The organism is Leucothrix mucor DSM 2157 (assembly GCF_000419525.1).
In the GTDB taxonomy this organism is placed as follows: Bacteria; Pseudomonadota; Gammaproteobacteria; order Thiotrichales; family Thiotrichaceae; genus Leucothrix; species Leucothrix mucor.
Map to the genome: position 1 here is coordinate 4561691 of NZ_ATTE01000001.1, position 26049 is coordinate 4587739.

Below are 26049 nucleotides of genomic sequence, written 5' to 3' on the forward strand. Positions count from 1 at the left end.
TGGTTAAAAATTTGAAGTGATGACGGTTTTGACGATCTCATCATCCATTGATCGCCACCAGACTTTAACGGCGTAGCTGTCGCCTATCCCATCGCAAGCCGCGCTCGTTTGACTGCCGTCGTCGGGTGTTGAGTCGATGCAAACCACGGCTGAGCCTTGCGGTAATGAGCGGATGCCACTATTTGGATGGTCGCCTGTCCATTGGTACATATCGCTTTGCGCCATATCACTCGGGTCGCAACCGGTGATAGTGAAACAGTCTGCGTGGTAAGTCGCGGTGGGCAAGTGGTATTGTCGGGCTTGGGTGCCGGCAGGGTTGGCGCGCATTCGCTCGCTCATATCATGTGCCAGTAAAATAGCCTGTGTATTTAAATACGCGTTATGGCTGAACTGTTGAGCTTTGACTTGCAGCCCTGCAGCGCCAAGTGCGCCCAGAGAGATCACGATAATAGTGACCATTACCTCGATTAGGGTGAAGCCCGTTTGGTGAGAGAATTTATTCATTGCAGCCGGTTACCTGATCATCGTCCCGCGCTTCGCGGAAGCGGCCAAAGTTCGAGACTTTAATTGCGATAAGCTTGTCATTTGATTCTGAACTGCTGCAAAACAGAAAAGTGGTTTTGTAGCCGTCGGCAAGGCCTTGGTTGTCAAATGTAATGTGGCTTAGGGAGGTGTTAACGCTAAGGCTGCCAGCCATACTTTCTCGGGTACTAACGACTTTTTCCGCAGGCTCAATCAATCCGTTTCGATTGGCATCCATGAATACCATCCACCCATTATTCCAGTTGTTTTTAGAGGAACTGCATTGGGTATTACTGGCGTTACTGCCACAAATGGTCGCCCAGCTTCCGGCGGTTATCGCACTGCTGCGTGCCAAATTCAGGGCCGAGATGAGCTCTTCACGACTGGCATCTTTTTTGTTCTTATTGATTAAGCCCACTAAGCTTGGAATGGTTATTGCCGCAGCAATTCCAATGATGCAAATGGTGGTGAGCAGCTCAACAAGCGTGAATCCATTTATGTTTTTAGTATTCGTTGGCTTCATGTTTGAAACGTTCTTATTTCAGCGGTTAAACCACATTAATTATTTTCCTTAGAGTATTCGCAATAAGCCAGATGGCAGCTGAATCGTCGATGAGCTATTAAGGTAAGATACAGCAAGGCTAACTTAGGCTGATTTATAATTATAAAAATAAGCGTTAGCTCGACAGCAAATTTAGACCTGAAAAACGTGTTTATGGACGAACATAAGAATTAACGGCGCCTGTTCCCGACAACGGCAGCCCCTTAAACACTACCTCGGCATCGGCATGAAAATAATAAAGCGCATTAACTCTGAATCTCCTATCCATTCTGTATTTTCTGTGAGTGCGGTTTTATGCCTGAGCTTGATAACACTGATCGCCACCCAGTCAGCGCAAGCAGCAACGGCGATCAATGAGTCGGAACTGAGTTGTACCAATCTTGGTGGCGTGCTCGGGCCAAACCTGATTCCCAATGGCTCCTTTCCCTCTGCCGGAGATCTCAGCACGAATATTTATGGCGCCACTACGGCTTATGACTACCTCTTTGACCCTAGTTATTCAGATGGTTGGCCAAACGATGGCGGCTGGGAGCCAGACAATGGAAGATACTTAATTACCTCACGCACCGGGCCAGTAAGCTACGGAGCTTCAGCAGGCGGTATCTGGCATGATTTGACGGGCGTCGGCGCGAGCCTAGACCCTTATGACCGGTTTATGGTGATCAATGGGCACTTGCAAGCCGGTGTTGTGTTTGAAATGCCAGTCTCGGTTTCTGCGGATAAAAGTTACGAATTCTCAGCTTACTTTTCGAATCTGGTTTCCAGTACGGTCAGAGATTTTATTGAGCCCAATCTCGCGTTTGAGTATTCGGATGATAACGGTGCCACTTGGTCGGATGTGGTCTCCACAGGGAATATCCCCTACACCACAACACCCACTTGGGAGCAGCGCGTCGGCTATGTCACCGCGGGTGCAACCGGTACGATGTTGATTCGTTTCCGCTCGGTGACACCCGGCGGTAGCGGAAACGATTTTGCGATTGATGGCTTATCCTTTCAGGAATGTGAAATTCCGTTTGATTACTCCGATGCGCCCGCTGGCGGCTCAACTGCACCCGATGGCTCTGGCATTACGACCTATGGCGAAGCCATGCACACGATTGTATCTGGCCTCCAACTTGGCGCAGCAATCGATGAAGATTTAGTATCCATTGCCAGCGCTAATGCGGATGGCGATGGCGCGGATGATGATGGCGTTACGTTTCCTGAGTTAGAGGTTGAAAAGGATGCCAGCATCTCGGTAGCGGTCAACCAGCTAGCGGCGAATGATGGCTATCTGCAAGCGTGGATCGACTGGAATGGTGATGGTGATTTTGCCGCCAATGAGCAAGTCGCGAGTAACTTACAATCGTCGGTAGCGGGCGCTAGCACTATTGATATTGCGGTCACGGTTCCCGCTGATGCCACGATCAACCCGACGTTTGCCCGTTTTCGCTGGTCGAGCAGCCCTGACCTAGACACCAATGGCACCGCGATGGGCGGTGAAGTTGAAGATTATATGTTGGTGATTAAAGGGGATGAGTCAACCGCAGCGTGTGTGATTGATGATATTGCCACACGCCAATACAGTAGTGCTTCTCCCTCTGCCAGCTCGCGTTTCTTAAGTGACAGCACTTATGTTTACGAAGCCATTTTCGACAGTAACGATTGGTCTGGACAAATACTGGCTTACAACCTGACAACAGAGCAGGGCAAAGGCGGTGTGAAAGCGGTCGTGTGGGATTCCAATCGAACGGTTAGAGCGGGCAGTCGTTCGCTGTATACCTATAACCCAACGGCTGAATCGGTACGCGGCTCGCCGTTAGATTGGGACAGTTTAAATGATCAGCAAAAAAGCTGGTTTGCCAGAAATGATGGTGCGCTCATGGGGCAAGCCCGTGTGAACTGGTTGCAGGGTGTTCCGGATACCACTGCGCCGGGTAATAGCTTGCGCGCGAGAAGCGTTCTAATGGGCGATATTATCAACTCCAGCTTAACTCTCCGAGACCCAATAACGAATTACGGATACAAGTTACTGCCGGGTGTTGAAGGTACGAGCTACGCCTCATTTTTAGCCGATAAAATTAAAAGCAGTGCCAGTTTATTATTCGGGACGAATGATGGAATGTTCCATGCCTTAGACCCTAAAACCGGTGAAGAGCTATTTGCTTATGTTCCTAATGAGGTCATCAAGCGCTTACCGGATATCAGCAGCCCACTGTATGGCTGCGATGAAGCGGACTGCCTGAAGCACGAATATATGGTTGATGGTGTCTCCACACTTGGGGATGCCTATCTTTCGGGAGGCTGGCGCACTGTATTGCTTGGTACTTTAGGTTTGGGTGGGCAAGGCCTGTTTGCGCTGGATGTGAGCGAGCCGGAAAACTTCTCTGAAACCGATATCCTTTGGGAAATATCCTCCAGCCAAGCGCCGGATAATGAGGCGACTTTTAGCCAGCACCTTGGTTACACACAGCCATCTGCCAGCATCGTAAGAATTAAAAATGGCAAATGGGTCGCCGTGGTCGCAAATGGCTACGACAGCAAAAGCAAGCAAGCGGTGTTGTTTGTCATTGATATGGAAACTGGCGCGCTAATCAAATCATTCAATACTTTGAGTGGCTCTGAGGCTGCGCCTAATGGCTTATCCACACCCACCGTGGTCGATATGGATGGCGATTTTATTGCTGATCGGGTTTATGCCGGAGACATGCTTGGAAACCTCTGGTCGATAGATGTTAGCAGCGAAGACACGGCGGAATGGAAATTTTCCTACGGCAATAATGCAGCACCTGAGCCATTCTTTCGTACCTGTAGCGATAATAGCTGTACTGATCCGCAAGCCATTACGGCGGCACCTCAGGTGGGTAAAAATCAAGTCAGTGGTTTGATGGTGTATATCGGGACGGGTCGCTACTTCGATATTGCAGATGGCAGCCTTGAGTTTCCAGGCTTCGACAGTTTTTATGGCGTACAAGATAATGGCGTGACCGTTAAGCGCAGCGAGTTAGTTAAACAGGAAATCTTGGCTGATGTGGCGGTTACCAGCGATCTCAAGTCGCGAATCACTAGTGATAATAGCGTGGATTACACCAATGATCGGGGTTGGTCTCTGGACCTGCTAACGCCACCAGCGGCGCGTGCCAATGGCGAACGAGTTATTAGCAAAGCGATCTTGCGCGGCGGTCGAATTATCTTTACCACGCTCACCCCGACGGTTGGCCGTTGCGATTTAGGTGGCACTAGCTGGATTATGGAAATTGATGCTGAGGATGGTTCACGATTGTCTGTTGTCACCTTTGATGTCAACGATGATATGGCGTTTACCGAAGCAGATAACAGCACGTATCAGGATGACCCAACGGTTGTTAGCGGGTTGCAGCAGGTCTCTTTGGGGCTGGTTAGAAGCGCGCCGGTGATTATGCATCACACCACTCGCTCAGAAGGTAAGTATGTTTCGGGGTCTGAAACCGGCGTCGGTATGTTCAGAGAGTCCAACTCCAAGTTTAGTGGTCGCATGTCATGGACAAGCATTAGCAACTAATCCGGCCTTTACAATGCAATCTCCTTAATGAGAAGCTCTAGTCAGAGGCATCATCTCATTCTATGAATTTCAACTTTTGGAGTAAGCATGACGTTAATTGAAGGATTAACGGCCTCTATGCCGGTATTGGCTGTTCTGCTATTTTTAGTCATTCTCCGAATGCCTGCCACGCGGGCGATGCCATTGGCGCTGCTAATTACGGCAGTAATGGCTTGGCTAGTTTGGAAAGTTCCTACTCAATACATTGTTGCCTCAGTTATCGAGGGCTGGGTGATTGCTTTCGGGATTACCATTATCGTGTTCGGTGCGATTGTGTTGTTGCGTACGCTGCAAGCCAGCGGGGCGATTGATGTGATTCGGGCCGGCTTCACCCGCGTATCGCCAGACCGGCGAGTTCAGGCGATTATCATTGCATGGTTATTTGGTTCGTTTTTAGAAGGTGCATCGGGCTTTGGTACGCCTGCGGCTATTGCTGCGCCGCTGTTAGTGGCGCTGGGGTTTCCTCCTCTGGCGGCTGTTGTTATCGCTTTAATTGCAGATAGCTCCGCAGTCTCGTTTGGCGCAGTTGGTACGCCGGTTTTAGTTGGCATTACCCAAGGTTTAGATCAGCCAACGGTTGAGTTTGTGCGGGAAATCGCAATTCGTGCAGTCAGTATTGATATCTTTGTCGCCAGCTTTTTGCCACTGGTAATGATCTGTATGCTCACACGGTTTTTTGGCGAACGACGCTCCTTACTGGATGGACTAAAACTATTCCCGTTTGCGCTGTTTGGTGGCTTGGCATTTACATTGCCTGCGTACGCCGTCGCGGTTTTACTTGGGCCTGAGTTTCCATCGATATTTGGGGGCATTATTGGCTTAGCTATTGTAATTTTCGCGGTGAAAATTGGCTTCCTGCAACCTAAGCAAGCATGGGACTTTGGCGACCAGACAGAAGAAAATGGTGCTGGTGCTGGTGCTGGTGCTGGGTCGCTTGCGTTAAGTGCTGCTTCCGAGCCCGACTCAGCCACGTTAAATACTAACTCTCTCTCAAAGCCCAAAATGGGATTACTAATGGCATGGCTGCCATACCTATTAGTCGCCGCTTTCCTAATTATCACCCGCGTTGATTTTTTACCGTTTAAATCATTGTTTACCCAAGTCACCGTCGGCTTGCGTGATATATTCAACACAGGAATAAGCGCTGCGATTCAGCCATTATATTTGCCCGGCACGTTATTTGCGGTGGTGGCACTCATCACGGCGGTATTACACAAGCTACCTGCGGCCAAAGCTCTCGGAGTTTGGAAAGCGTCGAGCTTATCGCTACTACCAACTGTAATTGCCTTAGGCGCATCCTTACCAATGGTGCGAATTTTTATTAATTCCAGCGTGAATTCGGCTGATTTAACCGCCATGCCGCTGGAGTTAGCTAATCTTGCCGTTCAAACCTTCGACACTACATGGCCGATTATGTCGCCATTTGTGGGTGCATTGGGGAGCTTTATTGCGGGTTCGGCGACGTTTTCGAATATGATGTTTGCGACCTTGCAACAAAGTGCAGCCATGCAAACCGGCAACAGCCCAACCACTATTCTGGCATTGCAAATGCTGGGCGCAAATGCAGGCAATATGATCTGCGTAGTGAATGTGGTAGCCGCCGCATCAGTGGTTAATTTGGTGGGCAAAGAAGGCCAGATCATCCGGTTGACCTTAGCCCCGATGCTCTTTTATGTATTGGGTTGTGGCTTAGTGGCGACCTTGTTTTTTCTCTGATTTAAATAATTCACTGCAACGATAGCAATGGGGATAAAGAATGAAAATTGCGGTATTTTCCAGTAAGCCTTACGACGAAGAGTACCTGAGCCAGTGCGCCGATAATGACCTGGAGCTGCGCTTTTATGAGCACAAGCTTGATCATAAAACGGCGGTCATTAGCAAAGGTTTCGAGGTGGTCTGTTGTTTTGTCAATGACGACCTCTCCGAGCGAACCATCAATGAGCTGGCCGACAACGGCGTTAAGCTCATCGCCATGCGCTGCGCAGGCTACAACAATGTCGATTTAGAAACCGCTGAGAAGCGTGGCATTAAAGTCTGCCGCGTACCAGAATATTCCCCTCATGCGATTGCCGAACACGCTTTGGCGCTACTGCTTACGCTAAACCGGAACATTCACCGCGCCTATAACCGTGTGCGGGAAAATGATTATTCGTTAAACGGCTTGCTGGGTTTTGATTTGTACCAGAAGAAAGTCGGCGTTATTGGAACCGGTAAAATTGGCGCAACCTTTTGCAAAATCATGCAAGGCTTAGGTTGCGAAGTGATTGCTTACGACCCACATCCCAATAACGATGTGAAAGACCTCGGGATTCAATACGTGAGTCTGGAAAAAATCTGGGCAGAGTCCGATATTATCTCGCTGCATTGCCCGCTGTTACCGGCGACTCGCCACATCATCAACAGCAACTCCATTTATCAAATGAAGCAGGGCGTGGCGCTCATTAACACCAGCCGTGGTGCATTGATTGATACCCGCGAGATTATTGGAGCGTTGAAAACCGGCCGCATCGGCTATTTGGGCTTGGATGTGTATGAGGAAGAGGCGAATTTATTCTTTGAAGATAAGTCGAATCTGCTACTGCAAGACGATATTTTTGCCCGCCTGCAAACCTTCCCGAATGTGTTGATTACCGGGCATCAGGGCTTTTTCACCAAGGAAGCGCTAAGCGCGATTAGCGCGGTCACCTTGGGAAATATCCGAAATTTTGCCGATGATAACCTAGATAAGATGCATTTAGTGACTAGCTAATGGAATCTGACTCATCGCATGTTCGCTGATGGCGGTAATCGTCAATGAAGGATTAACCCCAGGGTTTGCCGAAATCATTGAGCCATCGCACACCAACATATTGCAGTAACCAAACACGCGATTATCACGATCAATCACGCCTTGGCTGTCATCTTTGCCCATCACTGCGCCACCTAAAATATGCGCAGTGCCGGGCACACCTTTCAGCGATTCATGCAACAAACTCGTCGCAACGCCATTCACTTCTTCCTCATACTGCTTAGCCAGTTTATTGGCAACCGGAAGGTGGGCTGTAGGCGCTTCATCGCCTGCAGTAACTTCAGTTTTAATGCCACCAAACAAGCCACGTTTGAATTGCAGCGTGCTATCCAAATGCTGCATAAACAATAAAACTGTGGTGCGTTTAGCCCAGTCATCAACCGTGTGCAGCTTAAAGCCTTTTTTCGGGTTTTTAAGATAATAACCAATTAATATCCCAAGTCGCTTAACCAGCGATTTTCCGGGAATCGACACTCTAGGTACCATCAACAACCGCCAAAATCCCGAGCCAGCGCTATAGCGACACACTTCCAAATGCGAGTCATCATCTGGATGCAGAATCGAGCCAATCGCCAAGCCTTTGCTGTAATCCGCCTCTTTATCCAAGCTAGTCACGGAGATCAGGCTTTCATTATTCGTGCGTATTTGCTTACCAAGTTGGTTAGATAAGCGGGGCAGGGAACCAGTGGCTTTTAACTTTTGCAACAGCGGTACTGTGCCCATAACGCCCGCTGAAAAGATCACGCCCTTAGCCGTAATGGTGGTGGTTTTGGAAAATAGTTTAGTGCTCGATTTCACACTAATCACATAGCCTTGCGAGCCGAGTCGATCATTCGCTGCGGATTTCTCAGGCAGCGGCTTTACATCAATCACCTTAGTTTCTGCTTTAATCTCCGCGCCGAGCTGCTGCGCCAAGTGCAGATAGTTTTTATCCAGCGTATTTTTAGCATTATGGCGACAACCCGTCATACACGCACCACAGTGAATGCAGCCGGTGCGGTCAGGGCCTTTGCCATCAAAATAAGGGTCTTTCACCGTTTCGCCGGGTTGTCCAAAGTACACCGCGACCTTGGTGTGATGAAATTCGTGTTGTTTGTTATTGCGGGCAGCGACCTTTTGCAAGGCTAAATCGGCCGCGTGCAGGCTTGGGTTTTCATTGGTGCCCAGCATTTTATAAGCGGTTTCATAGTGCGGTGCTAAAGTCGTTTCCCAATCATTGAGCTTGGCCCAACTGCCGCTTTCAAAAAACGGTGTTTTAGGAATGGGCAAGGTAGAGGCATACACCAAGGAGCCGCCGCCCACGCCCACGCCGGAAAGCGCATTAACATGTTTTAGAAAGCTAAGTTGCATAATCCCCGTCAGGCGTAACTTGGGCATCCACAGCCAGCGCTTTAAGTCCCAGTTGGATTTGGCAAAGTCATCGCCGTGATACCACTTTCCCTGCTCAATCACCGCGACTTTGTAACCTTTTTCGGCTAATCGCAAAGCGCTAACCGAGCCACCAAAACCACTACCAACGATCACGTAGTCATAATCTAAAGGGTTGTTATTATTATCGTTATTCATTGTTTACGCCTATCGGTTGGTGCTTATGGCTTGCAGAGTGCTGCGATTTTATCAAGTAACGCCTGAGGTACGTCGACGCCTTCGGCTTCGTGTTTGGCGCGTAAATTGTGGCGTCGTTCACCGGGAATACGCACGTCATTATCTTCAGTCATCGCGCTAAACATCGACTCCATGTGGGCCAGGTAATCACTGCTATAAAAGTCCGGATTAAACGCGATAATGCTTTGGCCAACATTCGGTGGGCCATCTTCATTATTGCTAAATAGTGGCGTTTCATAAGAGCAATTACCACCAGTGAGTGCGCCACCCATCAAGTCTACAATCAATCCCAATCCAAAACCTTTTGGCCCGCCGACTGGCAACTGTGCGCCCTTCAATGCAGCGGCGGCATCGGTGGTTGGGTTGCCATTAGCATCAATCGCATGGCCAAGCTCAATCGGCTCGCCTTCGCTGGCGGCTTTAACGATATTCACGCGCGCCGTGGAGGCGGTCGCCATGTCGATCACCAGCGGTTCGGCGTTCTCACGAGGCGAGCCAAAGGCAAAAGGGTTGGTGCCAAAAAACGGTACTTTACCGCCATGTGCGGCCACGGCTTTGGAGGAGTTGGCAAACATCAGCGACATTAAACCGCGCTGCGCCAAGCGGCGAACAAACCAGCCCAACACGCCCGCAGAATAGGAGTGATTAATGGCCAACATACCAATGCCTTGCTCGCGGGTAGTGACGATCAGGCGCTCTTCCGCATGCATATACGCCGTGTGGCAAAAGCCATGATGAGCATTAACGATGGTGGCTGCTGCAGACTCTTTCACAATTTCCGGAATCGCATTGCCATCCACTTTGCCGCAGCGTAAGTGGTTGAGGTATAAGTGAATATAGCCCAAGCCCACATTGCGAATGCCTTCTGCTTCGGCGTCCATCAACTCTTGCGCCACCACGCCAGCTTGTAATTCACTGGCACCGCATTGGCGTAGCGCGTCGTAACTAAGATCGTGGATTTGCTTTAGGCTAAGCCGGGTCATTGTCATGCAGAGTCCTCCAGTGAATGGTCAGCTCAGTGTAAAGGCTTGGCTGGCTTTGTACAATCATCGGGCCAGGGCGGTTTTCAATCTTGCATTTTGGCGCGCTTGGTCTACACTAAGTAACACTAACTGTCACTTAGTGTAGACCCATGCAACCAATATCAACGCTAAAACAAGCACTGGCCGAATTGCCTGAAACGCCAAGCGGACTCTTTTTCACGCTTAGCGATTTACGGCCGATTTTGCCGGAGCTCTCAACGGATGCCTTTAAGGCATTACTATCCCGTGCGGCAAAATCGCAGCTGCTAAAGCGTGTCTGTCGTGGCATTTATACCGTGCCTAAGCGCAGTCGGGTCGATGGTTATGAGTTGTATCAAATCGCCGCGCGGTTACGAGCGCATGAGTTTAACTACATTAGTTTGGAATCCGTGTTGAGTGATGCAGGCGTTATCTCACAAATTCCGATGCAGTGGGTCACGATTATGTCATCGGGTCGCAGCCAAGTGATTGAGTGTGAAGGCTTCGGGCGCATTGAATTCATACATACTAAAAAGAAGCCCGAGCAACTCACCGATCAATTAACGTATGACGCGCCATGTCACCTATGGCGAGCCAATGTTGCTTTGGCGATAGAGGACATGAAAGTCACGCGCAGAGATCTCGATTTAATAGACTGGAGCGTAGCCAATGAGCTTATTTGATGAGCTAGTGGATGAAGCCATTCAGCACAATACCGCTTTTGCGCCACTGCGTGTGGTGGTCGAAAAAGAGTTGCTGCATCACGATATTATCCGTGAAATGAGTCGGGCAGGGTTGTTATCACAGCTCACCTTTATGGGCGGGACGTGCCTGCGCGCTTGCTATGGCTCCAACCGTTTAAGTGAAGACTTGGATTTTACCGGTGGGGTCGGTTTCAATAAGGCAACATTGGAAAGCATGGCGGATGTGCTAATCAAGCAGCTGAAAACCAAATACGGCTTACAGATTGATGTCACCGAGCCCACGCGTGAAACCGGCAATGTCGATACGTGGAAGCTAAAGGTCATTACCCGACCACAACGCCGGTCGGTGCCCACGCAACGTATCAATATCGACATTTGCTCAGTGCCTAGTTACAGCCGTCATCCCTCGCTATTACAAAACCATTATGGCGTGGATATGGGCACGGGTAGCTTGCTGCTGCAAATTGAAAGCCTTGAGGAAATCTTTGCCGATAAAATTGTGGCCTTTGCATTGCGCCCCAATCGGATTAAAAACCGCGACCTCTGGGATATTGCATGGCTGATGCAGCAAGGGGTAAAGCTGCCGATTGATCTGGTCATGAAAAAGCATATTGACCACCAGCAGACGCGTGAACAGTTTATGCAGAAGCTGGGTGCGCGCAGAGAAGAGTTACTCACTGCTGCGGGTTTGGAGACTGCTTTCGCTAATGAAATGAGCCGCTTTCTGCCGCCTGAAATCGCTAAAAACACCGTCGAGGCCGAGGGCTTTTTTAGCTACGTCCAGCAAACCGTTGGCAATGCCTGTCAGTCGGTACTGAGTTCGGAGAATCAGGGCTTTCGAATGTAGTTGCTTGAACTTACACTCCCTGAGCCTTATATTCCTTACTCCTTAAATCGACGGTCATCCTATGTCCTCCATCATCTCCATCGTCGACTTGTGTAAGACCTACGACTCAGGGCATCAAGCGCTTAAATCAGTCAATCTTGAAATTAAAAAGGGTGAAATCCTAGCCTTACTCGGCCCTAATGGCGCGGGTAAAACAACTCTGATTTCAACCATTTGCGGCTTAGTCTCGCCCACCTCTGGCACTGTGACCGTCGATGGCCACGACATTATCAAAGATTTCCGCCACACTCGTTCCTGCATTGGTTTAGTGCCGCAAGAGTTATCGCTTGGCGCATTCGATAAAGTCTGGGATACAGTCTCGTTTAGCCGTGGACTGTTTGGTAAAAAGCCAAACCCAGCCTACATCGAACAGCTGCTGAAAGACCTAACGCTGTGGGATAAAAAAGACAGCGAGCTAATGCGGCTATCCGGTGGTATGAAGCGCCGTGTGCTGATTGCCAAAGCCCTGTCGCATGAGCCAAGCGTGTTATTCCTCGATGAGCCAACGGCGGGTGTCGATGTTGAGCTGCGTAAAGACATGTGGAAGATCGTGGACAAGCTACGCGACTCTGGTGTGACCATTATCCTCACCACGCACTACATCGAAGAAGCCGAAGAAATTGCCGATCGGGTTGGCGTTATCACCAATGGCGAGCTGCTGCTAATCGAAGACAAAGACACGCTCATGCGCAAGCTCGGCGAAAAGCAGATGACTATCGAGCTGCGTGAACCCATCAATGCTATTCCAGAGAATATGAGCGAGTACAATCTGGCGCTGTCTGCCGATGGCACGGCGATCACCTACACCTACGACACCCACGCAGAGCAAACGGGCATCACCGCCTTACTGCAAGCGCTGAACGATGCGGGCCTCTCACTTAAAGATTTAAAGACCACGCAAAGCTCGTTAGAAGATATTTTCGTTAAATTGGTCGGGGATGCGGCATGAACTATCAAGCCATAAAAGTAATTTACAACAATGAAATGATGCGAGCCTGGAACACCTTGTTGCAGAGTATTGCCTCGCCGGTGATTTCGACCTGCTTGTATTTCGTCGTGTTTGGAGGTGCCATTGGCGGGCGCATTCAGGAAGTGGATGGCGTGCCGTATGGCTCGTTTATCGTCCCCGGTTTGGTGATGTTGTCTTTGCTCACGCAGAGTATTTCCAATGCCTCTTTTGGTATCTTCTTTCCGAAGTTTACCGGCACCATTTACGAAGTCATGTCCGCGCCGATTTCATTCATAGAAATACTGATTGGCTATGTCGGTGCGGCAGCTACCAAGTCGCTGATTATCGGTGTGATTATCTTGGTCACGGCCAGCTTCTTTGTCGATCTGCAGATACAACATCCGGTTTGGATGGTGGCTTTCCTGCTGCTGACTTGCGTCTCTTTTAGCTTGTTCGGGTTTATTATCGGCTTGTGGGCGACCAACTTTGAAAAGCTGCAACTCATCCCGCTATTGGTGATTACGCCGCTGGTGTTCTTGGGTGGAAGTTTTTACTCCGTCAGCATGTTGCCACCGGCTTGGCAGACTGTGACCTTGTTCAACCCCGTGTTGTACCTGATCAGTGGCTTCCGCTGGAGCTTCTTCGGCGTAAGTGACGTTAGCGTTGGCATGAGCTTATTTATGATCATGTTGTTTTTAGGGATCTGTATGGCGATCGTGGCGTGGATGTTTAAAACCGGATATCGCCTGAAGCAGTAAAAACTACTTGATTCACACTATTGCGGGTTCATAATCGGAAATCAGGAATCTGTTTCCACCCCCAATTTAGTGAGATGTGTATGTTGACCCCAGAGCAGGTGCAAACCTTTAACGAACAAGGTTTTGTGGTATTGCCAAGCGTTGCCGACGCCGAGACGATCGAGTTAATGCGTGAAACCACGTTTGCGCAACTGAAATCACGCGAGCAGCCGCTTGAGCTGGAGTCTGCCGTTAACTACCCCGGTGCCCCTGAAACTAAGGACGCACCGGGTGGTGACACCGCCCGCCGCCTACTCATGGCCTACGATCGCGCTCCCGTGTTTCGCGACTGGGCGCATCACGAATTCATCACCCAAAATATCCAACAATTGCTGCAAAGCAACGAGCTGTGGTTTACCCCAAACCACCACAACACCGTAATGACCAAGCACCCGAAATACAGTAGCGACACGCTCTGGCATCGGGATACGCGCTACTGGCATTACTCGGATAATCGCCTGATTAATGCATGGACCGCACTCGGCTCAGAGCACCAATTAAACGGCGGCATGAAGGTCATCCCCGGTTCGCACCTATGGCATGTCGATGATCAGGGACTGGACGATTTACAGTTTTTGAAGCTCGACTATGAAGGCAATCAGGCAATGCTGGAAAAGGCGATTTATGTGAACCTCAACCCTGGCGATGTGCTGCTGTTTAGCCCGTTTATATTCCACGCCGCTGACCGCTGCCAGATTGACGAGCTGAAGTGCTCACTGGTGTTTACTTATCATGGCGAAGAGACTGTGCCGGTGAGTAATACTAAGTCTAGTCGGTTGCCTGAGGTGCGGGTTATTTGAGGTTGGTTTTTAGGAGGTGGTTCACATGAAAAGTGAGCCATCTTATACTATTGGTTAAAGCGTTAGCATTACTAGGAAAGAGCATTGGATTGGAAACACATAAAATTATTCTTAATTGTTGTTAGTGGAATTTTAATAGCTTCACTTAGCTTTGTGCTGGGGATTAGTTTTGGAGTGTCTTATGAGTATGATTCATTATTGACAGTTTTAATTCCGTTTCTAGGTGTCCTCGGGAATTGGGTTGCTGGCTTAGGTGCCCTAGCTGCCGTATTCACTGCACTTTGGCTTGCAGACCAGCAAAGAAAAAGAGATGCGGAAGATCTTAATATCGTTTTTAGTGTTTATATTTCAACAATAAATCCAGAGCCCTACTTAGCCGTTATTGTTACTTGCAAGGGAAGTAAACCGAGTAGGCTAAATTCCATTACTATACACTCTGGCAACTCGAAAATGGCACTGGCGATTTCACAGCTTGATAACACAGGCAATCAGTTACCAATACTATTATCATATGGACAACAAGCCACTTGCATTTTAAAAAGAGGAACTAGCACTAGTATTAATGATTTTGTCAAAAATAACTGTTCTGGGTTGTACCAAAATCTATATCTTTCTATAAATACGTCAACAATGAGCTTCAAAACTCCGTTCGATGCTAAGGTTATAGAGTACTTAGAGGAAAAAAGTGCGACCCAAAAAAGGTGATCAAATAATAGCACAACAAAAATACTGTACTTAGCGTCGCTGGCGCTCATCTTTTACTGATGTATTAGTAAGCATAGGTCTCACGTCACTATATTCTTTACTAGGTAGCCGAATTCCCGCTGTCTTATTTCGTGCAAAGCATCCTCTGTAGAAACGCCGCCAGAGGCTATAGATTTGGGGTTTTCTAATGACCTCAACAACTTTTCTTTAAGTCTCTGACGCTCAATAGTCTCTACTTTGTCAGTATTTGCTTGTTCCATACCTGTTTCTGCAATACTCATGATAGTGAACTCATTTCGATAATATCAACTTCGAACAATCCCAGACTCGACCTTTTACAAACTCTTTCACACATGAGCTGTTACCACCTTTAATGTGAATTACGTAGCAGTAAACACATCGAGTCTAGGGAGAGGTCGGCAGTAAAATATGGAGTCAGGTACTGGATACTCTGGATAAAGGTATCAGATATTCGGTACTATAAGTTACTAATAGGGCAAGATTTGATCTTGCTAGCTATACGCTGTTTGCGTACACTTAATTAATGAAAAGTGTATTCGTTGAATCAACCATCTTTGAGAAGTATCGTGAGGAATATCTCAGCGATGAAGAGTTTAGCTTTTTTCAGGCCGAGCTTATGTCAAACCCAAAACAGGGTGACGTGATTCAAGGCACAAATGGTTTGCGGAAGATTCGAGTCGCAAGCAAAGGTAAGGGGAAGCGCGGTGGTTCCCGAGTTATCTACTACTTCCTCGATGAACGGAGACGGTTCTACTTGCTTACCATTTATGGCAAGAACGAAATGTCTGATTTAACCGCAGATCAAAAGAAACAGTTAAAGGCTTTTATGGAGGCATGGCACAATGAGCAATCGTGATCTATTTGCAGAATTAAGTTCAGCACTTGTTGAAGCTAAAGAGCACTCTGAGGGTAAGCTTACTCTCAAGACTCATCAAATCAACGACGTAAGTGAGCTTAATATCTCACCAAATGAAATTCTGACTATTCGTGAGCAGTTTAATATGTCGCGAGGTGTATTTGCGCGCCTGCTGCATACCTCTGCGCGAACGCTGGAGAACTGGGAACAAGGGCGTAGCGCCCCTAATGGACAAGCAATTACGCTGTTAAAGCTTGTTCAACGTCACCCGGAAACGCTGACGCATATTGCTGAGTTATAACTAAGTACTGAAGGATAAAGCTAACTCCGAATAATCCCATCCTCAGCTTTTTCAATATGCTGCAAACTCTCCCGCACATGGCGTACATGCGCCGTTGCCGCTCGGTGCGCCCATTGTGGTTGGCGGCTTAATATCGCGTTATAAATCTGGTGGTGGTGTTTATCCATCTGGCTTTTAAATTCTTCGCGATGGCTTAGGTTGCTAACCGCAGCTTCTACCGATTGCAGCATCATGCTTTTCAGGCTATTCAATACATGAATCAGCACGGCATTGTGCGAGGCATTGGCAATGGCCCGATGAAACGCATGATCAAGGTGTGCGTTGGTTAGCGCATCGGCTTCTTCCATGGCTTCAAAGGCTTTGGTGATCTGGTAGAAATCCTGCTTGGTTCCTCGCTCGGCGGCCAGTTGCGCGGCGTGGCCTTCCATTTGTTCTCGCACTTCCATTAAGTCATACAGCGTGCGGGAGTGGTCGTGAAACAAGTGCATTAGGGCGCTTTCATTGGGCACTTCAGGAATGATGCCGGAAACAAAGGAGCCCTTGCCGTGAAAGGTGTCGATTATTCCGCGTCCGTGTAGTTCTTTTAAGGCTTCACGAATCAAGGTACGCGACACGCCAAGGCGTTCTGTGAGCTGCCGTTCGGAGGGTATTTTATGGCCGGGTTTGTAGTCACCTTCCAGAATCAATTGTTCCAGACGGTGTGCAACGCCATAGGCGACGGGGGCTGATCTGTTCTCCAATTGCATTTCCTCCACTGGTATGACCAGTTGGCCATAGGATTTCACTATCCTAGCAGATTGACCATTTGAGCCAATATTTATTTGGCGTTTCAGGCAGATACGGCAATCCGGGAGATCAAAAACTGGTAGTACCAGTTGATAGAGTGTTGGACGAGTCGGCGATTTTCAGTGAATGATAGGCTTAGCAGTGACTGTCCGGTGGCAGATAGGATAAGCCCGTGAGGGCTCGGTCAGGGTGCTGTGCTTGTTTCTTACATGCAGTTTGGAGGAGTACTTACATGATTGAAAAGAAGAATTTATTAGCCGGTGCACGCCGTGGATTTCTAAAGGGCGCAGCCACGTTGGGGATTGCAACCGTGGCGGCAATGAGTGTCTCAACGGGCGCGATGGCTAAAGCACAAACCTGGAAAATCCAATCCACTTGGGATGCGGGAACCGTGGGTTACACCTTGTTTGAGGAGTGGTGTAACAGTATGGAAGAGAAGACCGGCGGCGAGCTGGCCTTTAAAGCATTCCCTGCAAAATCGGTTGCTGCCGATAATAACGCGCTTTTCGACGCGGTCCGCAATGGCGTACTGCAAGGCATGAATCCATTTACGCTGTACTGGTCGGGTAAAATCCCTGCCTCAGTGTTCTTATCGTCTTATCCTGGCGGGCCAGATCAGCCGCATCAGTGGGATACCATGTTCTACTCTTTGGGCATGTTGGAAAAGACGCGCGAAATCTACAAGAAGTTCGGCCTGTTTTATGTCGGCCCAATTCATCACGATGCCAATATCATTCACTCCAAGCGCCCCGTTAATACTTTGGCCGATCTTAAGGGCATGAAAGTGCGCCTGCCGGGTGGCATGGTGGCGGAAGTGTTCCAGAAGTTTGGTGTGTCTACAGTTGCGATGCCGGGGTCTGATATTTTCCCAGCGCTGGAAAAAGGCACGATTGATGCAGCCGATTACGTTGGCCCTGCGGTGAACTACGAGCTGGGTTTTGCTCAGGTGACTGACAATATTCTGTTTGGTCCTCCGGGTGTGATGTCGATCTATCAGCCAGTGGATTTGATGGATTTAACCGTGAGCTTACGTGCTTGGAGCAAAGTCTCTGAGAAGGTGCAGAAGATTGTTGAAGCGGAAGTGCGCAACTACTCGCAAACGCATTATTTAGCGATTCAAAAGCGTAACTTTGAAGCGATGGTGAAGTTTAAAGAAGCTGGCAGCAAAGTGTCACGTTTAAGCACGGCTGATTTTGATGAGTTCCGTCGTGCAGCCATCCCGGTTTGGTACAAATGGGCAGGTAAAGATGCGGCAGCCAAAGAGATTTTCGAGCTGCAGTTGGAGTATATGAAAAACGACCTGGTGGGTTACATCACCGATAAAGATATTGAAGGTATGAGTTACTAAGCCTCAGTTCTGAAGCGCTGAACACGCGGGTAGGGCGCTCTGCCTTACCCGTTATTCCCACATATAAGGAGGTCGAAAGCATGTCTGATTTGGAAGGATTTGGTTTTGTCATGCCGCACTGGTTTTACTGGGGCTGGCTGGCAGTAATGCCGTTAATTATGATGGGCTTAGACCATCTGATGTCACGCAATAAACCCAAGGTTGAAGACGATAAATTACCCCCCGAGATTAAAGAATTATTAGAAGGTGAAGACCCTAACGCTAAATACGGCTCCCTTGGCAATGGCTTTACCCGCGTGTTTGACTGGATCAGCGAGAAGACCGGTGTATTTGTGGCTTTCTGGACAGTGAATGCAGTGTGTTTTTATTTCTTCGAAGTGGTCATGCGTTATCTGTTTAATATGCCGACCATTTGGGTGCATGAAGCGTCCTATTTGTTATTGGGGATGCAGTATTTATTAGCCGGTAGCTTTGCCTTGCTACATGGCGCGCACGTTCGGGTCGATGTGGTTTACAACTTGCTACCCCCGCGCGGCCGTATCGGGATGGATATTTTTACCTCGATGTTTTTCTTTATTTTTGCCTTCGCACTCACGTTGACCTCATGGTTGTTTTTTACCGACTCTTACGGCATGAGCGAGACCACGGTCGAAACCTGGGGCATTCAGTACTGGCCGGTTAAGGGCATGATGTTATTTGGCTCCATGCTGTTGTTAATGGCTGGTGTATCAAAATTTATTAAGGATATTCAATTGTTTATCCGTATGGGACGAGGAGAGACATCATGAGCAATGCCGCTTCTGCAGCGACTAAGTCAACCAGTCTGCTGGGTTCCGTTATCGGACGCTTAGGGACGACGCTAATGGTCACGGCCACGCTGGCGCTAGCCTTTGTGATCTGTATTGAAACGATTAATATTCTGTTTTACGACAACTGGGGCGATGAGTATTTTCTGTTTCGCTCGGCGGGTATTTTGCAAAATGTGGATATCGGCCCCTTAACCTATCTCATGTTCGGCTCACTGTTGGTGGCGCTGATGATGGGCTTGCCGCTGGCCTTTGTGACCGGTGGCTTGGGTGTTGTGTTCATCTATTTGGTGGGCGATGCGGCGATGTTGAACATCATTCCGGGTCGTATTTTCCCGATGATGACCAACTCCGATTTGGCCGCCATTCCGCTGTTTATCTTTATGGCCTCGATGTTGGAGCGCGCCGGACTGATCGAGCAAATGTTCACGGTGGTTTACAAGTGGATGGGCGGCTTAAACGGCGGCTTGGCCATGGCGACGATCTTGGCCTCAACCATCCTTGCAGCGATGGTGGGTGTAATCGGTGCCGCAGTAGTCACGATGGGTATTATCGCGCTGCCTGCGATGCTGAAACGTGGTTATGATCCTAAAATTGCGCTGGGCTCGATTATGGCCGGTGGTACTTTGGGTATCCTGATTCCGCCATCCATTCTTGCGATTTTGTATGCGGTGGTTGCGCAGCAGTCGGTGGGTGAGTTGTATCTTGGCTCGATTATTCCGGGCTTTATGTTATCTGGTATGTATATCGCTTATGTGCTGATCCGTACCAAAATCAATCCTAAGTTAGGCCCACCAGTGCCACCGGAAGAGCGTATTTCATTCCGTGAAAAGCTGTTGCTGTTACGAGCCTTGATTGCACCGCTATTTTTAGTGTTCTTGGTACTGGGCTTATTGTTTGGTGGTATTGCAACGCCAGTTGAAGCCGCGGGTATTGGTTCGTTTGGTGCCATGATTGTGGCGGGCTTACACGGCTCATTCTCGATTGATGCACTTAAAGAAGCCTCAGTGACTACTGCCAAAGCCTCGGCCATGGTGTTGTGGATTATGTTTGGTGCCTCGGTATTTGTTGGCTTCTACATTCTGCAAGGTGGTCAGGACTTTATTACGCAGTCGATTTTAGGCACTGGCTTATCGCCATACGGCATCTTATTCCTGCTGATGTTCTTATTGGTGATTTTGGGTATGTTCCTGGATTGGGTGGGTATTTTGCTGTTGGCAGTACCGATCTTTATCCCGATTGTGCAGAGCCTGACGTTTGATGGTCTGTTCGGTTTACCGGGGGTTGCTGCGGACGATGTGGTGCTCTGGTTTGGTGTGCTGTACTTGGTGAATATGCAGATGTCGTTCCTGAGTCCGCCCTTTGGTTATGCGCTGTTTTATATCCGAGGCGTGTGCCCGCCAGAAATTTCAATGGGAACCATTTTTAAGTCAGCACTGGTATTCTTATTCCTTCAGGCAGTGGGCTTAGCGGCGTGTATTTTGTTCCCCGGAATCGTGACGTGGTTACCTAATCTGGTGTACGGCTAACAGCCTGTTATTATCTAAATTCTTAATCCTTAAATTAGTCTGCAAATAGCAGGAGGTCATGTATGTTGTCCATCAATCGCTTAGATCAGCAAGATTCACAATTATTACTCGAAGGTGCACGGGCTAAGGCGCGTGAAATCGGTGTTCCCATGTGTATAGCAGTCACCGATGAGTCGGGTACCTTGCTGGCGTTTGAGCGCATGGATGGTGCCAAAGTGACTAGCGTGACTATTGCGCAAAATAAGGCGTTTACGGCGGCCGGTGCGCGTAAAGCCACCAGTGCGATTAATGAGGCCTGTGTACCTGGCAGTTTAGTCTTCGGGATTCATACCTCTTTTGAAGGGCGTTTTTGCGTTGTGGGTGGCGGCTTGCCGGTGTTGATCGACGGTGAAGTCGTCGGCGCAATTGGTGCCAGTACCGGCACACCACAGCAGGATGAAGAATGTGCGCAAGCGGGTATCGATCACTTTATGAGTGCCAGAAGTGCGTCGTAAGCAAGTGGCGTAAAACAGGATAGTGCAAGAGGAGGAGAGATCAATGTCGGAGTTTAAAAGAGTAGACAAAGCGCAGTTAGCGCAGCAGTTTCGGGAGTTTATCGATCCGGAGTATGTGATTTCGGATGATGAAACCCTGAAGCCGTATGAGTGCGATGCTTTGTCGATGTATTGCGAAATGCCGATGTTGGTCGTGCTTCCGGAAACGGTGGATCAGGTGCAGGGGGTGATGCAGATCTGCCATGCACAACAAATTCCGGTCGTGGCGCGTGGAGCTGGAACCAGCCTGTGCGCCGGTGCCATGCCGCATCCCGATGGCGTGGTGTTATCGCTGGCGAAATTCAGCGAGATTATTGAAATTGATACCGAAGCGCGTACCGCCAGAGTGCAACCGGGTGTGCGCAATCAGGCGATTAGCGAAGCGGCTTCGGAGTTTGGGTTGTATTACGGGCCAGATCCATCCTCACAAATTGCCTGCACCATTGGTGGCAATGTGGCGGAAAACTCAGGCGGGGTGCATTGCCTGAAGTATGGCCTTACGGTTCACAATATTCTGAAAGTGGAAATGCTGACGGTGGAAGGCGAGCACGTCACCATCGGCTCCGAAGGTTTGGATAGCTGCGGCATGGATTTGCTGGCGCTGATTACTGGCTCGGAAGGGCTGTTAGGCGTGGTTACCGAAGTCACCATTAAATTACTCCCCACCCCAGAAAAAGCGCAAGTCATTATGGCGGCCTTTGCCAATGTGCAGGATGCCGGTGATGCGGTGGGTGGCATTATTGGAAAAGGCATTATTCCGGCTGGTTTGGAAATGATGGATAGCCACGCGATTGTGGCGGCAGAAGGCTTTGCCAAAGCGGGTTATCCCATTGAGGCGAAAGCGCTGCTGCTGTGTGAAGTGGATGGTACAGCGGAAGAGGTGGATGAGCATATTGAAGCGACGCAAGCGCTGTTTCGCGAGTATGGTGCGACCACCATTCGCGTGTCTCAAAGTGAAGCGGAGCGGGCGTTGCTATGGAAAGGGCGCAAGTCTGCCTTTCCGGCGGTTGGGCGAATTTCACCGGATTATTACTGCATGGATGGCACGATTCCACGCGGCCAGTTGGCGCATGTGCTGACTGAAATTGATAATATGTCGGCCTTTTATGATTTGCGTGTAGCGAATGTGTTTCATGCCGGTGATGGCAATTTGCATCCACTGATTTTGTTTGATGCCAATCAGCCGGGGCAGTTTGAAAAGACCGAAACCTTTGGCGGCAAGATTCTGGAGTTATGCATTGAAGTTGGCGGCACGATTACCGGCGAGCATGGCGTAGGCATTGAGAAAATCAGGCAAATGCCAATGCAGTTTAACGATCAGGAGTTGGCACAGTTTCATACGGTGAAAGAGGCGTTTGACCCTTTGGGCACGCTCAATCCGGGTAAGGGGATTCCGCTATTGAAGCATTGTCAGGAATATCGCAGCTTAAGTGGTGGCAGTGAGCATAGCCATCATCCGGCACAGCCACATTCTCACTCTCATGAACATGGTTTAGCAGGAGCACAACATGGCTGATATCAGCAAGCAATTAGAAGCCGGAGTGCTCGCGGCTTATGAAGCTGGGCAGGCGCTGAATATTGTTGGCGGCGGCAGTAAAGGATTTTTAGGGCGTGAGACTGCTGAGCGGGCGGAGCATCAAGTATTAAACCTCTCGGAGCATAGCGGGATTGTGAGTTATCAGCCGGGGGAGTTGGTATTGACCGCACGCGCTGGCACCACGCTAAACGAGATTGAAGCGGCATTGGATGAGCAAGGCCAGATGCTGGCGTTTGAACCGCCACACTTTGGCGAGACCGATACCATTGGCGGCACCTTGGCTTGTAACCTCTCAGGGCCAGCACGGCCTTGGGGCGGCTCGGTACGCGACCATGTATTGGGTATTCGCCTGATTAATGGCATGGGTGAGCACCTGCGCTTTGGTGGGCAAGTGATGAAAAATGTGGCGGGTTACGATGTGTCGCGTTTGCAAGCGGGGGCCATGGGAAGTTTAGGGGTGATCACTGAGATTAGCTTAAAAGTGATGCCTAAACCCGCGCACACGGTCACTTTAACGCAAGTGATTAGTGCGGATGAGGCGATTACACTAATGAATAAGCGCGCTGGTGTGGCCAAGCCATTGACGGCAGCGTGTTGGGTTGATGGTGTGTTGTATTTGCGCTTAGCCGGCGCACGTGCGGCCGTTGAAGCCACGCAAACTCAGTGGGGCGGTGAGGTGTTGGAAGAGGCTGATACCTTCTGGAGCAAGCTTCGAGATCAGCAACATGCCTTTTTCTCTGGCGATGAGCCACTCTGGCGTTTTTCGGTGAAGCCGACTGCAGCACTGGCGGAGTTAGAAGGTGATCAATTATTGGATTGGGGCGGCGCACAGCGCTGGTATCGCGGTGAGGGGCGTCTGGGCATGATGCAGCTGATCGCGACGGAAGCCGGGGGGCAGGTTTCTTTATTCCGTGGTGGCGATCGTAGTGGTGAGGTGGCTCATACACAGCCGGAAGTATTACAACGCATTCAAATACAACTTAAGCAACGCTTTGACCCGAAAGGGATTTTTAACCCTGGCCGCGTATATGGCTGGCTGTAACCGGAGGTTCTGTTATGCAAACGAATCTTATCGCTAAATTTCAACAGTCGGCACAGGGGCAGGAAGCGGAATCGATTTTGCGCAGCTGTGTGCATTGCGGATTTTGCACGGCGACTTGCCCGACTTATCAGGAATTACATGATGAGCGCGATGGCCCACGGGGGCGCATTTACCTGATCAAACAGATTTTGGAAGGCGCTGAAATTACCGAGAAAACGCAGACGCATTTGGATCGCTGTTTGAGTTGTCGAAGCTGTGAAACAACTTGTCCTTCCGGGGTTAAATACGGGCGCTTGGTGGATATTGGGCGCAGCTTGGTGGAAGACGCTGTGCCACGTCCGGCAAAAGATCGCTTAATGCGTTGGAGTTTGCGCAAAGTGCTGCCACATGCGCATTTGTTTGGGCCATTGTTGAAAGTCGGGCAGGCGGTTCGGCCACTAACGACTGGTGCGCTGAAGGCGAAGATTCCGCTCAAACAAGTCTCATCACCCTGGCCTGCGAGTAGCCATAATCGGGTGATGTTGGTGTTAGCCGGTTGTGCGCAACCTTCAGCGGCGCCTAATACCAATGCCGCTGCCGCGCGGGTGTTGGATAAGTTAGGCATAACTTTGGTTGAAGCGCCTAAAGCGGGCTGCTGTGGTGCGGTGAGTTATCACTTATCGGCACACGACGAAGGTTTAGACTTTATGCGCCGTAATATCGATGCGTGGTGGCCAGCGATTGAGGCGGGCGCGGAAGCCTTGGTAATGACGGCCTCTGGTTGTGGCGCAATGGTTTCTGAGTATGCCTACTTACTGCGCGATGACCCCGCTTATGCTGAAAAAGCCAAGCGAGTCAGCGAGTTATGCAAAGACTTATCCCAGATTTTATTGGGTGAAGATTTAAGTACTTTAGAATTAGCTAAGCGCGATGAGAAAGTAGCATTTCACTGCCCCTGCACCTTGCAACATGCGCTGCAATTAAATGGCATCGTTGAGCAAGTATTGGAAAAAGCCGGCGTTAATTTATCCAAAACCAAAGACAAACATTTGTGTTGTGGTTCAGCCGGAACCTATTCGATTTTACAGCCAAAACTCAGCAAATCTTTGCTGGATAACAAACTCAAAGCCTTGATGTTGGATGCGCCCACGCGTATCGTTACAGCCAATATTGGTTGCCAACTGCATCTCGGAACGAAGTCAACAGTGCCGGTGCAGCATTGGATTGAATTACTCGAATAGCATGAGACTTTTCCATGAAAATTGTTGTCGCACCGGACTCGTTTAAAGAAAGTTTATCCGCCGAAGGCGTTGCTCAGGCAATTGGCCGTGGTTTTCAGGAAATATTTCCCAACGCCGAGTTGGTGTTAGTGCCGGTTGCCGATGGTGGCGAAGGCACGACGGACTCTTTAGTGGCAGCAACCGGTGGCCAGCGCTTTACGCAATTGGCGACTGGTCCGTTAGGTGAGCAAGTTGAAGCCTTTTGGGGTCAACTCGGTGATGGTATTACAGCGGTGGTTGAAACCGCTGCAGCCTCTGGTTTGGACTTAATTACCCCACAACAACGTGATCCACTGGCGGCCACAACACGTGGCACTGGTGAGCTGATTTTGGCGGCGCTGGATCGCGGTGCAAAACACATTATTGTTGGCTTAGGCGGTAGTGCGACCAATGATGGTGGCGCGGGTATGCTGCAAGCACTAGGCGTTAAACTGCTGGATGCGCAAGGTAATGATATTGCTGCTGGCGGCGCTGGCTTAGCGCAACTGCACAGCATCGACCTGAGCCAAATGGACACGCGGCTGGCGGACGTAAAATTTGATGTCGCTTGCGATGTTGATAACCCATTAATTGGTGACAATGGCGCGTCTGCCATATTCGGCCCACAAAAGGGTGCAACGCCTGAGTTGGTGGCTGAGTTAGATAAAAACCTCGCACACTTCGCTGAAGTTGTTTTAGCGGCTACTGGCAAAGATATTGTGAATATTCCCGGTGCGGGCGCGGCGGGTGGTTTAGGTGCGGCGTTCTTAGGTTTCTTAGATGCAACCCTGAAAAGCGGTATCGATATTGTGTTGGATGCGGTGTCGTTTGAGGAGAAAATACAAGGTGCCTCGCTAGTGATTACCGGCGAAGGGCGTATCGATAGCCAAACCGTTCGTGGTAAAACGCCAGTGGGTGTGAGTAAGCGCGCCAAAGCGGCGGGTAATATTCCGGTGATTGCCTTAGCTGGCTCGGTAGCGGCTGATGCGCACGTGGTTCATGAGCACGGGATTGATGCAATTTTTAGTGTGGTACCGGGAGTGGTAACGCTGGAAACGGCCTTAGCCGAGGCGGATGCTAATTTGTGTCGTACCGCGCGAAATGTGGCGATGAGCCTAAAGCTGGGTGGGATGACTGCCTGAGTGATGCGATCGCTCCGGCAGTCGGGCAG

At 49.6% G+C, this 26049-nt stretch carries 25 protein-coding genes; 19 read left to right on the top strand and 6 right to left on the bottom strand.

Annotated elements, in window-relative coordinates; translation table 11 throughout:
- Window positions 1-3: 3 nt before the first annotated feature.
- Entirely contained in the window at window positions 4-504 is a 501-nt protein-coding gene (gene pilV, locus LEUMU_RS27180) for a type IV pilus modification protein PilV (RefSeq protein WP_022954245.1), read from the bottom strand.
- Entirely contained in the window at window positions 497-1045 is a 549-nt protein-coding gene (locus LEUMU_RS28650; protein WP_084708154.1) for a GspH/FimT family pseudopilin, read from the bottom strand. Before LEUMU_RS28650 ends, pilV begins: the two co-directional genes overlap by 8 nt.
- Window positions 1046-1310: 265 nt before the next feature.
- On the opposite strand from LEUMU_RS28650, the gene LEUMU_RS0120855 reads away from it, so the two are divergent.
- The 3 genes from LEUMU_RS0120855 to LEUMU_RS0120865 all read left to right on the top strand — a co-directional run bounded on the left by LEUMU_RS0120855 (window position 1311) and on the right by LEUMU_RS0120865 (window position 7395).
- Window positions 1311-4607, top strand: coding sequence for a pilus assembly protein (locus LEUMU_RS0120855; RefSeq protein ID WP_022954248.1), 3297 nt, complete (start codon window positions 1311-1313; stop codon window positions 4605-4607).
- A gap of 87 nt (window positions 4608-4694) precedes the next feature.
- Window positions 4695-6362, top strand: coding sequence for an L-lactate permease (locus LEUMU_RS0120860; RefSeq protein WP_022954249.1), 1668 nt, complete (start codon window positions 4695-4697; stop codon window positions 6360-6362).
- A 40-nt stretch (window positions 6363-6402) separates the two neighbouring features.
- Window positions 6403-7395, top strand: a complete 993-nt coding sequence (locus tag LEUMU_RS0120865) for a 2-hydroxyacid dehydrogenase (RefSeq protein ID WP_022954250.1) — start codon at window positions 6403-6405, stop codon at window positions 7393-7395.
- On the opposite strand, the gene LEUMU_RS0120870 is transcribed toward LEUMU_RS0120865, so the two are convergent.
- Together LEUMU_RS0120870 and LEUMU_RS0120875 are read right to left on the bottom strand one after the other, a co-directional pair.
- On the bottom strand, window positions 7381-9000 hold the full coding sequence (locus LEUMU_RS0120870) for a GMC oxidoreductase (RefSeq protein ID WP_022954251.1): 1620 nt from the start codon (window positions 8998-9000) through the stop codon (window positions 7381-7383). The two genes, LEUMU_RS0120865 and LEUMU_RS0120870, sit on opposite strands and share 15 nt — an antisense overlap.
- A gap of 23 nt (window positions 9001-9023) precedes the next feature.
- Window positions 9024-10028 (bottom strand): Ldh family oxidoreductase, encoded by a 1005-nt coding sequence (locus LEUMU_RS0120875; protein WP_022954252.1) that lies wholly within the window; start codon window positions 10026-10028, stop codon window positions 9024-9026.
- A gap of 143 nt (window positions 10029-10171) precedes the next feature.
- On the opposite strand from LEUMU_RS0120875, the gene abiEi reads away from it, so the two are divergent.
- From abiEi to LEUMU_RS0120905, 6 genes are all read left to right on the top strand, one after another.
- Window positions 10172-10723 carry a type IV toxin-antitoxin system AbiEi family antitoxin gene (gene abiEi, locus LEUMU_RS0120880; protein ID WP_022954253.1) on the top strand — a complete coding sequence of 184 codons (552 nt, stop codon included), beginning with the start codon at window positions 10172-10174 and terminating at the stop codon, window positions 10721-10723.
- Entirely contained in the window at window positions 10710-11591 is an 882-nt protein-coding gene (locus tag LEUMU_RS0120885) for a nucleotidyl transferase AbiEii/AbiGii toxin family protein (protein WP_022954254.1), read from the top strand. Before abiEi ends, LEUMU_RS0120885 begins: the two co-directional genes overlap by 14 nt.
- Window positions 11592-11652: 61 nt before the next feature.
- Window positions 11653-12579, top strand: coding sequence for an ABC transporter ATP-binding protein (locus LEUMU_RS0120890; RefSeq protein WP_022954255.1), 927 nt, complete (start codon window positions 11653-11655; stop codon window positions 12577-12579).
- The gene (locus LEUMU_RS0120895; RefSeq protein WP_022954256.1) at window positions 12576-13337 is read left to right on the top strand and encodes an ABC transporter permease; all 762 of its coding nucleotides are present in this window, start codon (window positions 12576-12578) and stop codon (window positions 13335-13337) included. The genes LEUMU_RS0120890 and LEUMU_RS0120895 overlap by 4 nt, the downstream gene beginning before the upstream one ends.
- Before the next feature lie 80 nt (window positions 13338-13417).
- Entirely contained in the window at window positions 13418-14176 is a 759-nt protein-coding gene (locus LEUMU_RS0120900; protein WP_022954257.1) for a phytanoyl-CoA dioxygenase family protein, read from the top strand.
- Window positions 14177-14260: 84 nt separating this feature from the next.
- On the top strand, window positions 14261-14881 hold the full coding sequence (locus LEUMU_RS0120905; protein WP_022954258.1) for a hypothetical protein: 621 nt from the start codon (window positions 14261-14263) through the stop codon (window positions 14879-14881).
- Between the two features lie 80 nt (window positions 14882-14961).
- On the opposite strand, the gene LEUMU_RS0120910 is transcribed toward LEUMU_RS0120905, so the two are convergent.
- Window positions 14962-15162, bottom strand: a complete 201-nt coding sequence (locus LEUMU_RS0120910) for a hypothetical protein (protein ID WP_022954259.1) — start codon at window positions 15160-15162, stop codon at window positions 14962-14964.
- Between the two features lie 263 nt (window positions 15163-15425).
- On the opposite strand from LEUMU_RS0120910, the gene LEUMU_RS0120915 reads away from it, so the two are divergent.
- Both LEUMU_RS0120915 and LEUMU_RS0120920 read left to right on the top strand, forming a co-directional pair.
- Window positions 15426-15758, top strand: a complete 333-nt coding sequence (locus tag LEUMU_RS0120915; RefSeq protein ID WP_022954260.1) for a type II toxin-antitoxin system RelE/ParE family toxin — start codon at window positions 15426-15428, stop codon at window positions 15756-15758.
- Window positions 15745-16059 carry a helix-turn-helix domain-containing protein gene (locus LEUMU_RS0120920; protein ID WP_022954261.1) on the top strand — a complete coding sequence of 105 codons (315 nt, stop codon included), beginning with the start codon at window positions 15745-15747 and terminating at the stop codon, window positions 16057-16059. Before LEUMU_RS0120915 ends, LEUMU_RS0120920 begins: the two co-directional genes overlap by 14 nt.
- Before the next feature lie 20 nt (window positions 16060-16079).
- On the opposite strand, the gene LEUMU_RS0120925 is transcribed toward LEUMU_RS0120920, so the two are convergent.
- Entirely contained in the window at window positions 16080-16799 is a 720-nt protein-coding gene (locus LEUMU_RS0120925) for an FCD domain-containing protein (protein WP_026744998.1), read from the bottom strand.
- A 278-nt stretch (window positions 16800-17077) separates the two neighbouring features.
- Here LEUMU_RS0120925 and dctP point away from each other — a divergent pair, with 278 nt between their 5' ends.
- The 8 genes from dctP to LEUMU_RS0120965 all read left to right on the top strand — a co-directional run bounded on the left by dctP (window position 17078) and on the right by LEUMU_RS0120965 (window position 26020).
- Window positions 17078-18193 carry a TRAP transporter substrate-binding protein DctP gene (gene dctP / locus LEUMU_RS0120930; protein ID WP_022954263.1) on the top strand — a complete coding sequence of 372 codons (1116 nt, stop codon included), beginning with the start codon at window positions 17078-17080 and terminating at the stop codon, window positions 18191-18193.
- Window positions 18194-18273: 80 nt separating this feature from the next.
- Complete coding sequence (locus LEUMU_RS0120935) at window positions 18274-18981, top strand: TRAP transporter small permease subunit (RefSeq protein ID WP_022954264.1); 708 nt, start codon at window positions 18274-18276, stop codon at window positions 18979-18981.
- Window positions 18978-20528: a TRAP transporter large permease gene (locus LEUMU_RS0120940; protein WP_022954265.1), complete on the top strand. Its 1551-nt coding sequence runs from the start codon at window positions 18978-18980 to the stop codon at window positions 20526-20528. The genes LEUMU_RS0120935 and LEUMU_RS0120940 overlap by 4 nt, the downstream gene beginning before the upstream one ends.
- A gap of 62 nt (window positions 20529-20590) precedes the next feature.
- Window positions 20591-21022, top strand: coding sequence for a GlcG/HbpS family heme-binding protein (locus tag LEUMU_RS0120945; RefSeq protein ID WP_022954266.1), 432 nt, complete (start codon window positions 20591-20593; stop codon window positions 21020-21022).
- Window positions 21023-21065: 43 nt separating this feature from the next.
- Window positions 21066-22577: an FAD-linked oxidase C-terminal domain-containing protein gene (locus LEUMU_RS27185; protein WP_022954267.1), complete on the top strand. Its 1512-nt coding sequence runs from the start codon at window positions 21066-21068 to the stop codon at window positions 22575-22577.
- Window positions 22570-23640 carry a glycolate oxidase subunit GlcE gene (glcE, locus tag LEUMU_RS0120955; protein WP_022954268.1) on the top strand — a complete coding sequence of 357 codons (1071 nt, stop codon included), beginning with the start codon at window positions 22570-22572 and terminating at the stop codon, window positions 23638-23640. Before LEUMU_RS27185 ends, glcE begins: the two co-directional genes overlap by 8 nt.
- A gap of 14 nt (window positions 23641-23654) precedes the next feature.
- Window positions 23655-24860, top strand: a complete 1206-nt coding sequence (glcF, locus tag LEUMU_RS0120960) for a glycolate oxidase subunit GlcF (protein WP_022954269.1) — start codon at window positions 23655-23657, stop codon at window positions 24858-24860.
- Window positions 24861-24874: 14 nt separating this feature from the next.
- Complete coding sequence (locus LEUMU_RS0120965) at window positions 24875-26020, top strand: glycerate kinase (protein ID WP_022954270.1); 1146 nt, start codon at window positions 24875-24877, stop codon at window positions 26018-26020.
- Window positions 26021-26049 lie beyond the last annotated feature (29 nt).

Excerpts from the sequence above, each read along its gene's own strand:
- pilV (WP_022954245.1), bottom strand. The coding sequence starts at position 504 with ATGAATAAATTCTCTCACCAAACGGGCTTCACCCTAATCGAGGTAATG.
- LEUMU_RS28650 (WP_084708154.1), bottom strand. The coding sequence starts at position 1,045 with ATGAAGCCAACGAATACTAAAAACATAAATGGATTCACGCTTGTTGAG.
- LEUMU_RS0120855 (WP_022954248.1), top strand. The coding sequence starts at position 1,311 with ATGAAAATAATAAAGCGCATTAACTCTGAATCTCCTATCCATTCTGTA.
- LEUMU_RS0120860 (WP_022954249.1), top strand. The coding sequence starts at position 4,695 with ATGACGTTAATTGAAGGATTAACGGCCTCTATGCCGGTATTGGCTGTT.
- LEUMU_RS0120865 (WP_022954250.1), top strand. The coding sequence starts at position 6,403 with ATGAAAATTGCGGTATTTTCCAGTAAGCCTTACGACGAAGAGTACCTG.
- LEUMU_RS0120870 (WP_022954251.1), bottom strand. The coding sequence starts at position 9,000 with ATGAATAACGATAATAATAACAACCCTTTAGATTATGACTACGTGATC.
- LEUMU_RS0120875 (WP_022954252.1), bottom strand. The coding sequence starts at position 10,028 with ATGACAATGACCCGGCTTAGCCTAAAGCAAATCCACGATCTTAGTTAC.
- abiEi (WP_022954253.1), top strand. The coding sequence starts at position 10,172 with ATGCAACCAATATCAACGCTAAAACAAGCACTGGCCGAATTGCCTGAA.
- LEUMU_RS0120885 (WP_022954254.1), top strand. The coding sequence starts at position 10,710 with ATGAGCTTATTTGATGAGCTAGTGGATGAAGCCATTCAGCACAATACC.
- LEUMU_RS0120890 (WP_022954255.1), top strand. The coding sequence starts at position 11,653 with ATGTCCTCCATCATCTCCATCGTCGACTTGTGTAAGACCTACGACTCA.
- LEUMU_RS0120895 (WP_022954256.1), top strand. The coding sequence starts at position 12,576 with ATGAACTATCAAGCCATAAAAGTAATTTACAACAATGAAATGATGCGA.
- LEUMU_RS0120900 (WP_022954257.1), top strand. The coding sequence starts at position 13,418 with ATGTTGACCCCAGAGCAGGTGCAAACCTTTAACGAACAAGGTTTTGTG.
- LEUMU_RS0120910 (WP_022954259.1), bottom strand. The coding sequence starts at position 15,162 with ATGAGTATTGCAGAAACAGGTATGGAACAAGCAAATACTGACAAAGTA.
- LEUMU_RS0120915 (WP_022954260.1), top strand. The coding sequence starts at position 15,426 with ATGAAAAGTGTATTCGTTGAATCAACCATCTTTGAGAAGTATCGTGAG.
- LEUMU_RS0120920 (WP_022954261.1), top strand. The coding sequence starts at position 15,745 with ATGAGCAATCGTGATCTATTTGCAGAATTAAGTTCAGCACTTGTTGAA.
- dctP (WP_022954263.1), top strand. The coding sequence starts at position 17,078 with ATGATTGAAAAGAAGAATTTATTAGCCGGTGCACGCCGTGGATTTCTA.
- LEUMU_RS0120935 (WP_022954264.1), top strand. The coding sequence starts at position 18,274 with ATGTCTGATTTGGAAGGATTTGGTTTTGTCATGCCGCACTGGTTTTAC.
- LEUMU_RS0120940 (WP_022954265.1), top strand. The coding sequence starts at position 18,978 with ATGAGCAATGCCGCTTCTGCAGCGACTAAGTCAACCAGTCTGCTGGGT.
- LEUMU_RS0120945 (WP_022954266.1), top strand. The coding sequence starts at position 20,591 with ATGTTGTCCATCAATCGCTTAGATCAGCAAGATTCACAATTATTACTC.
- LEUMU_RS27185 (WP_022954267.1), top strand. The coding sequence starts at position 21,066 with ATGTCGGAGTTTAAAAGAGTAGACAAAGCGCAGTTAGCGCAGCAGTTT.
- glcE (WP_022954268.1), top strand. The coding sequence starts at position 22,570 with ATGGCTGATATCAGCAAGCAATTAGAAGCCGGAGTGCTCGCGGCTTAT.
- glcF (WP_022954269.1), top strand. The coding sequence starts at position 23,655 with ATGCAAACGAATCTTATCGCTAAATTTCAACAGTCGGCACAGGGGCAG.
- LEUMU_RS0120965 (WP_022954270.1), top strand. The coding sequence starts at position 24,875 with ATGAAAATTGTTGTCGCACCGGACTCGTTTAAAGAAAGTTTATCCGCC.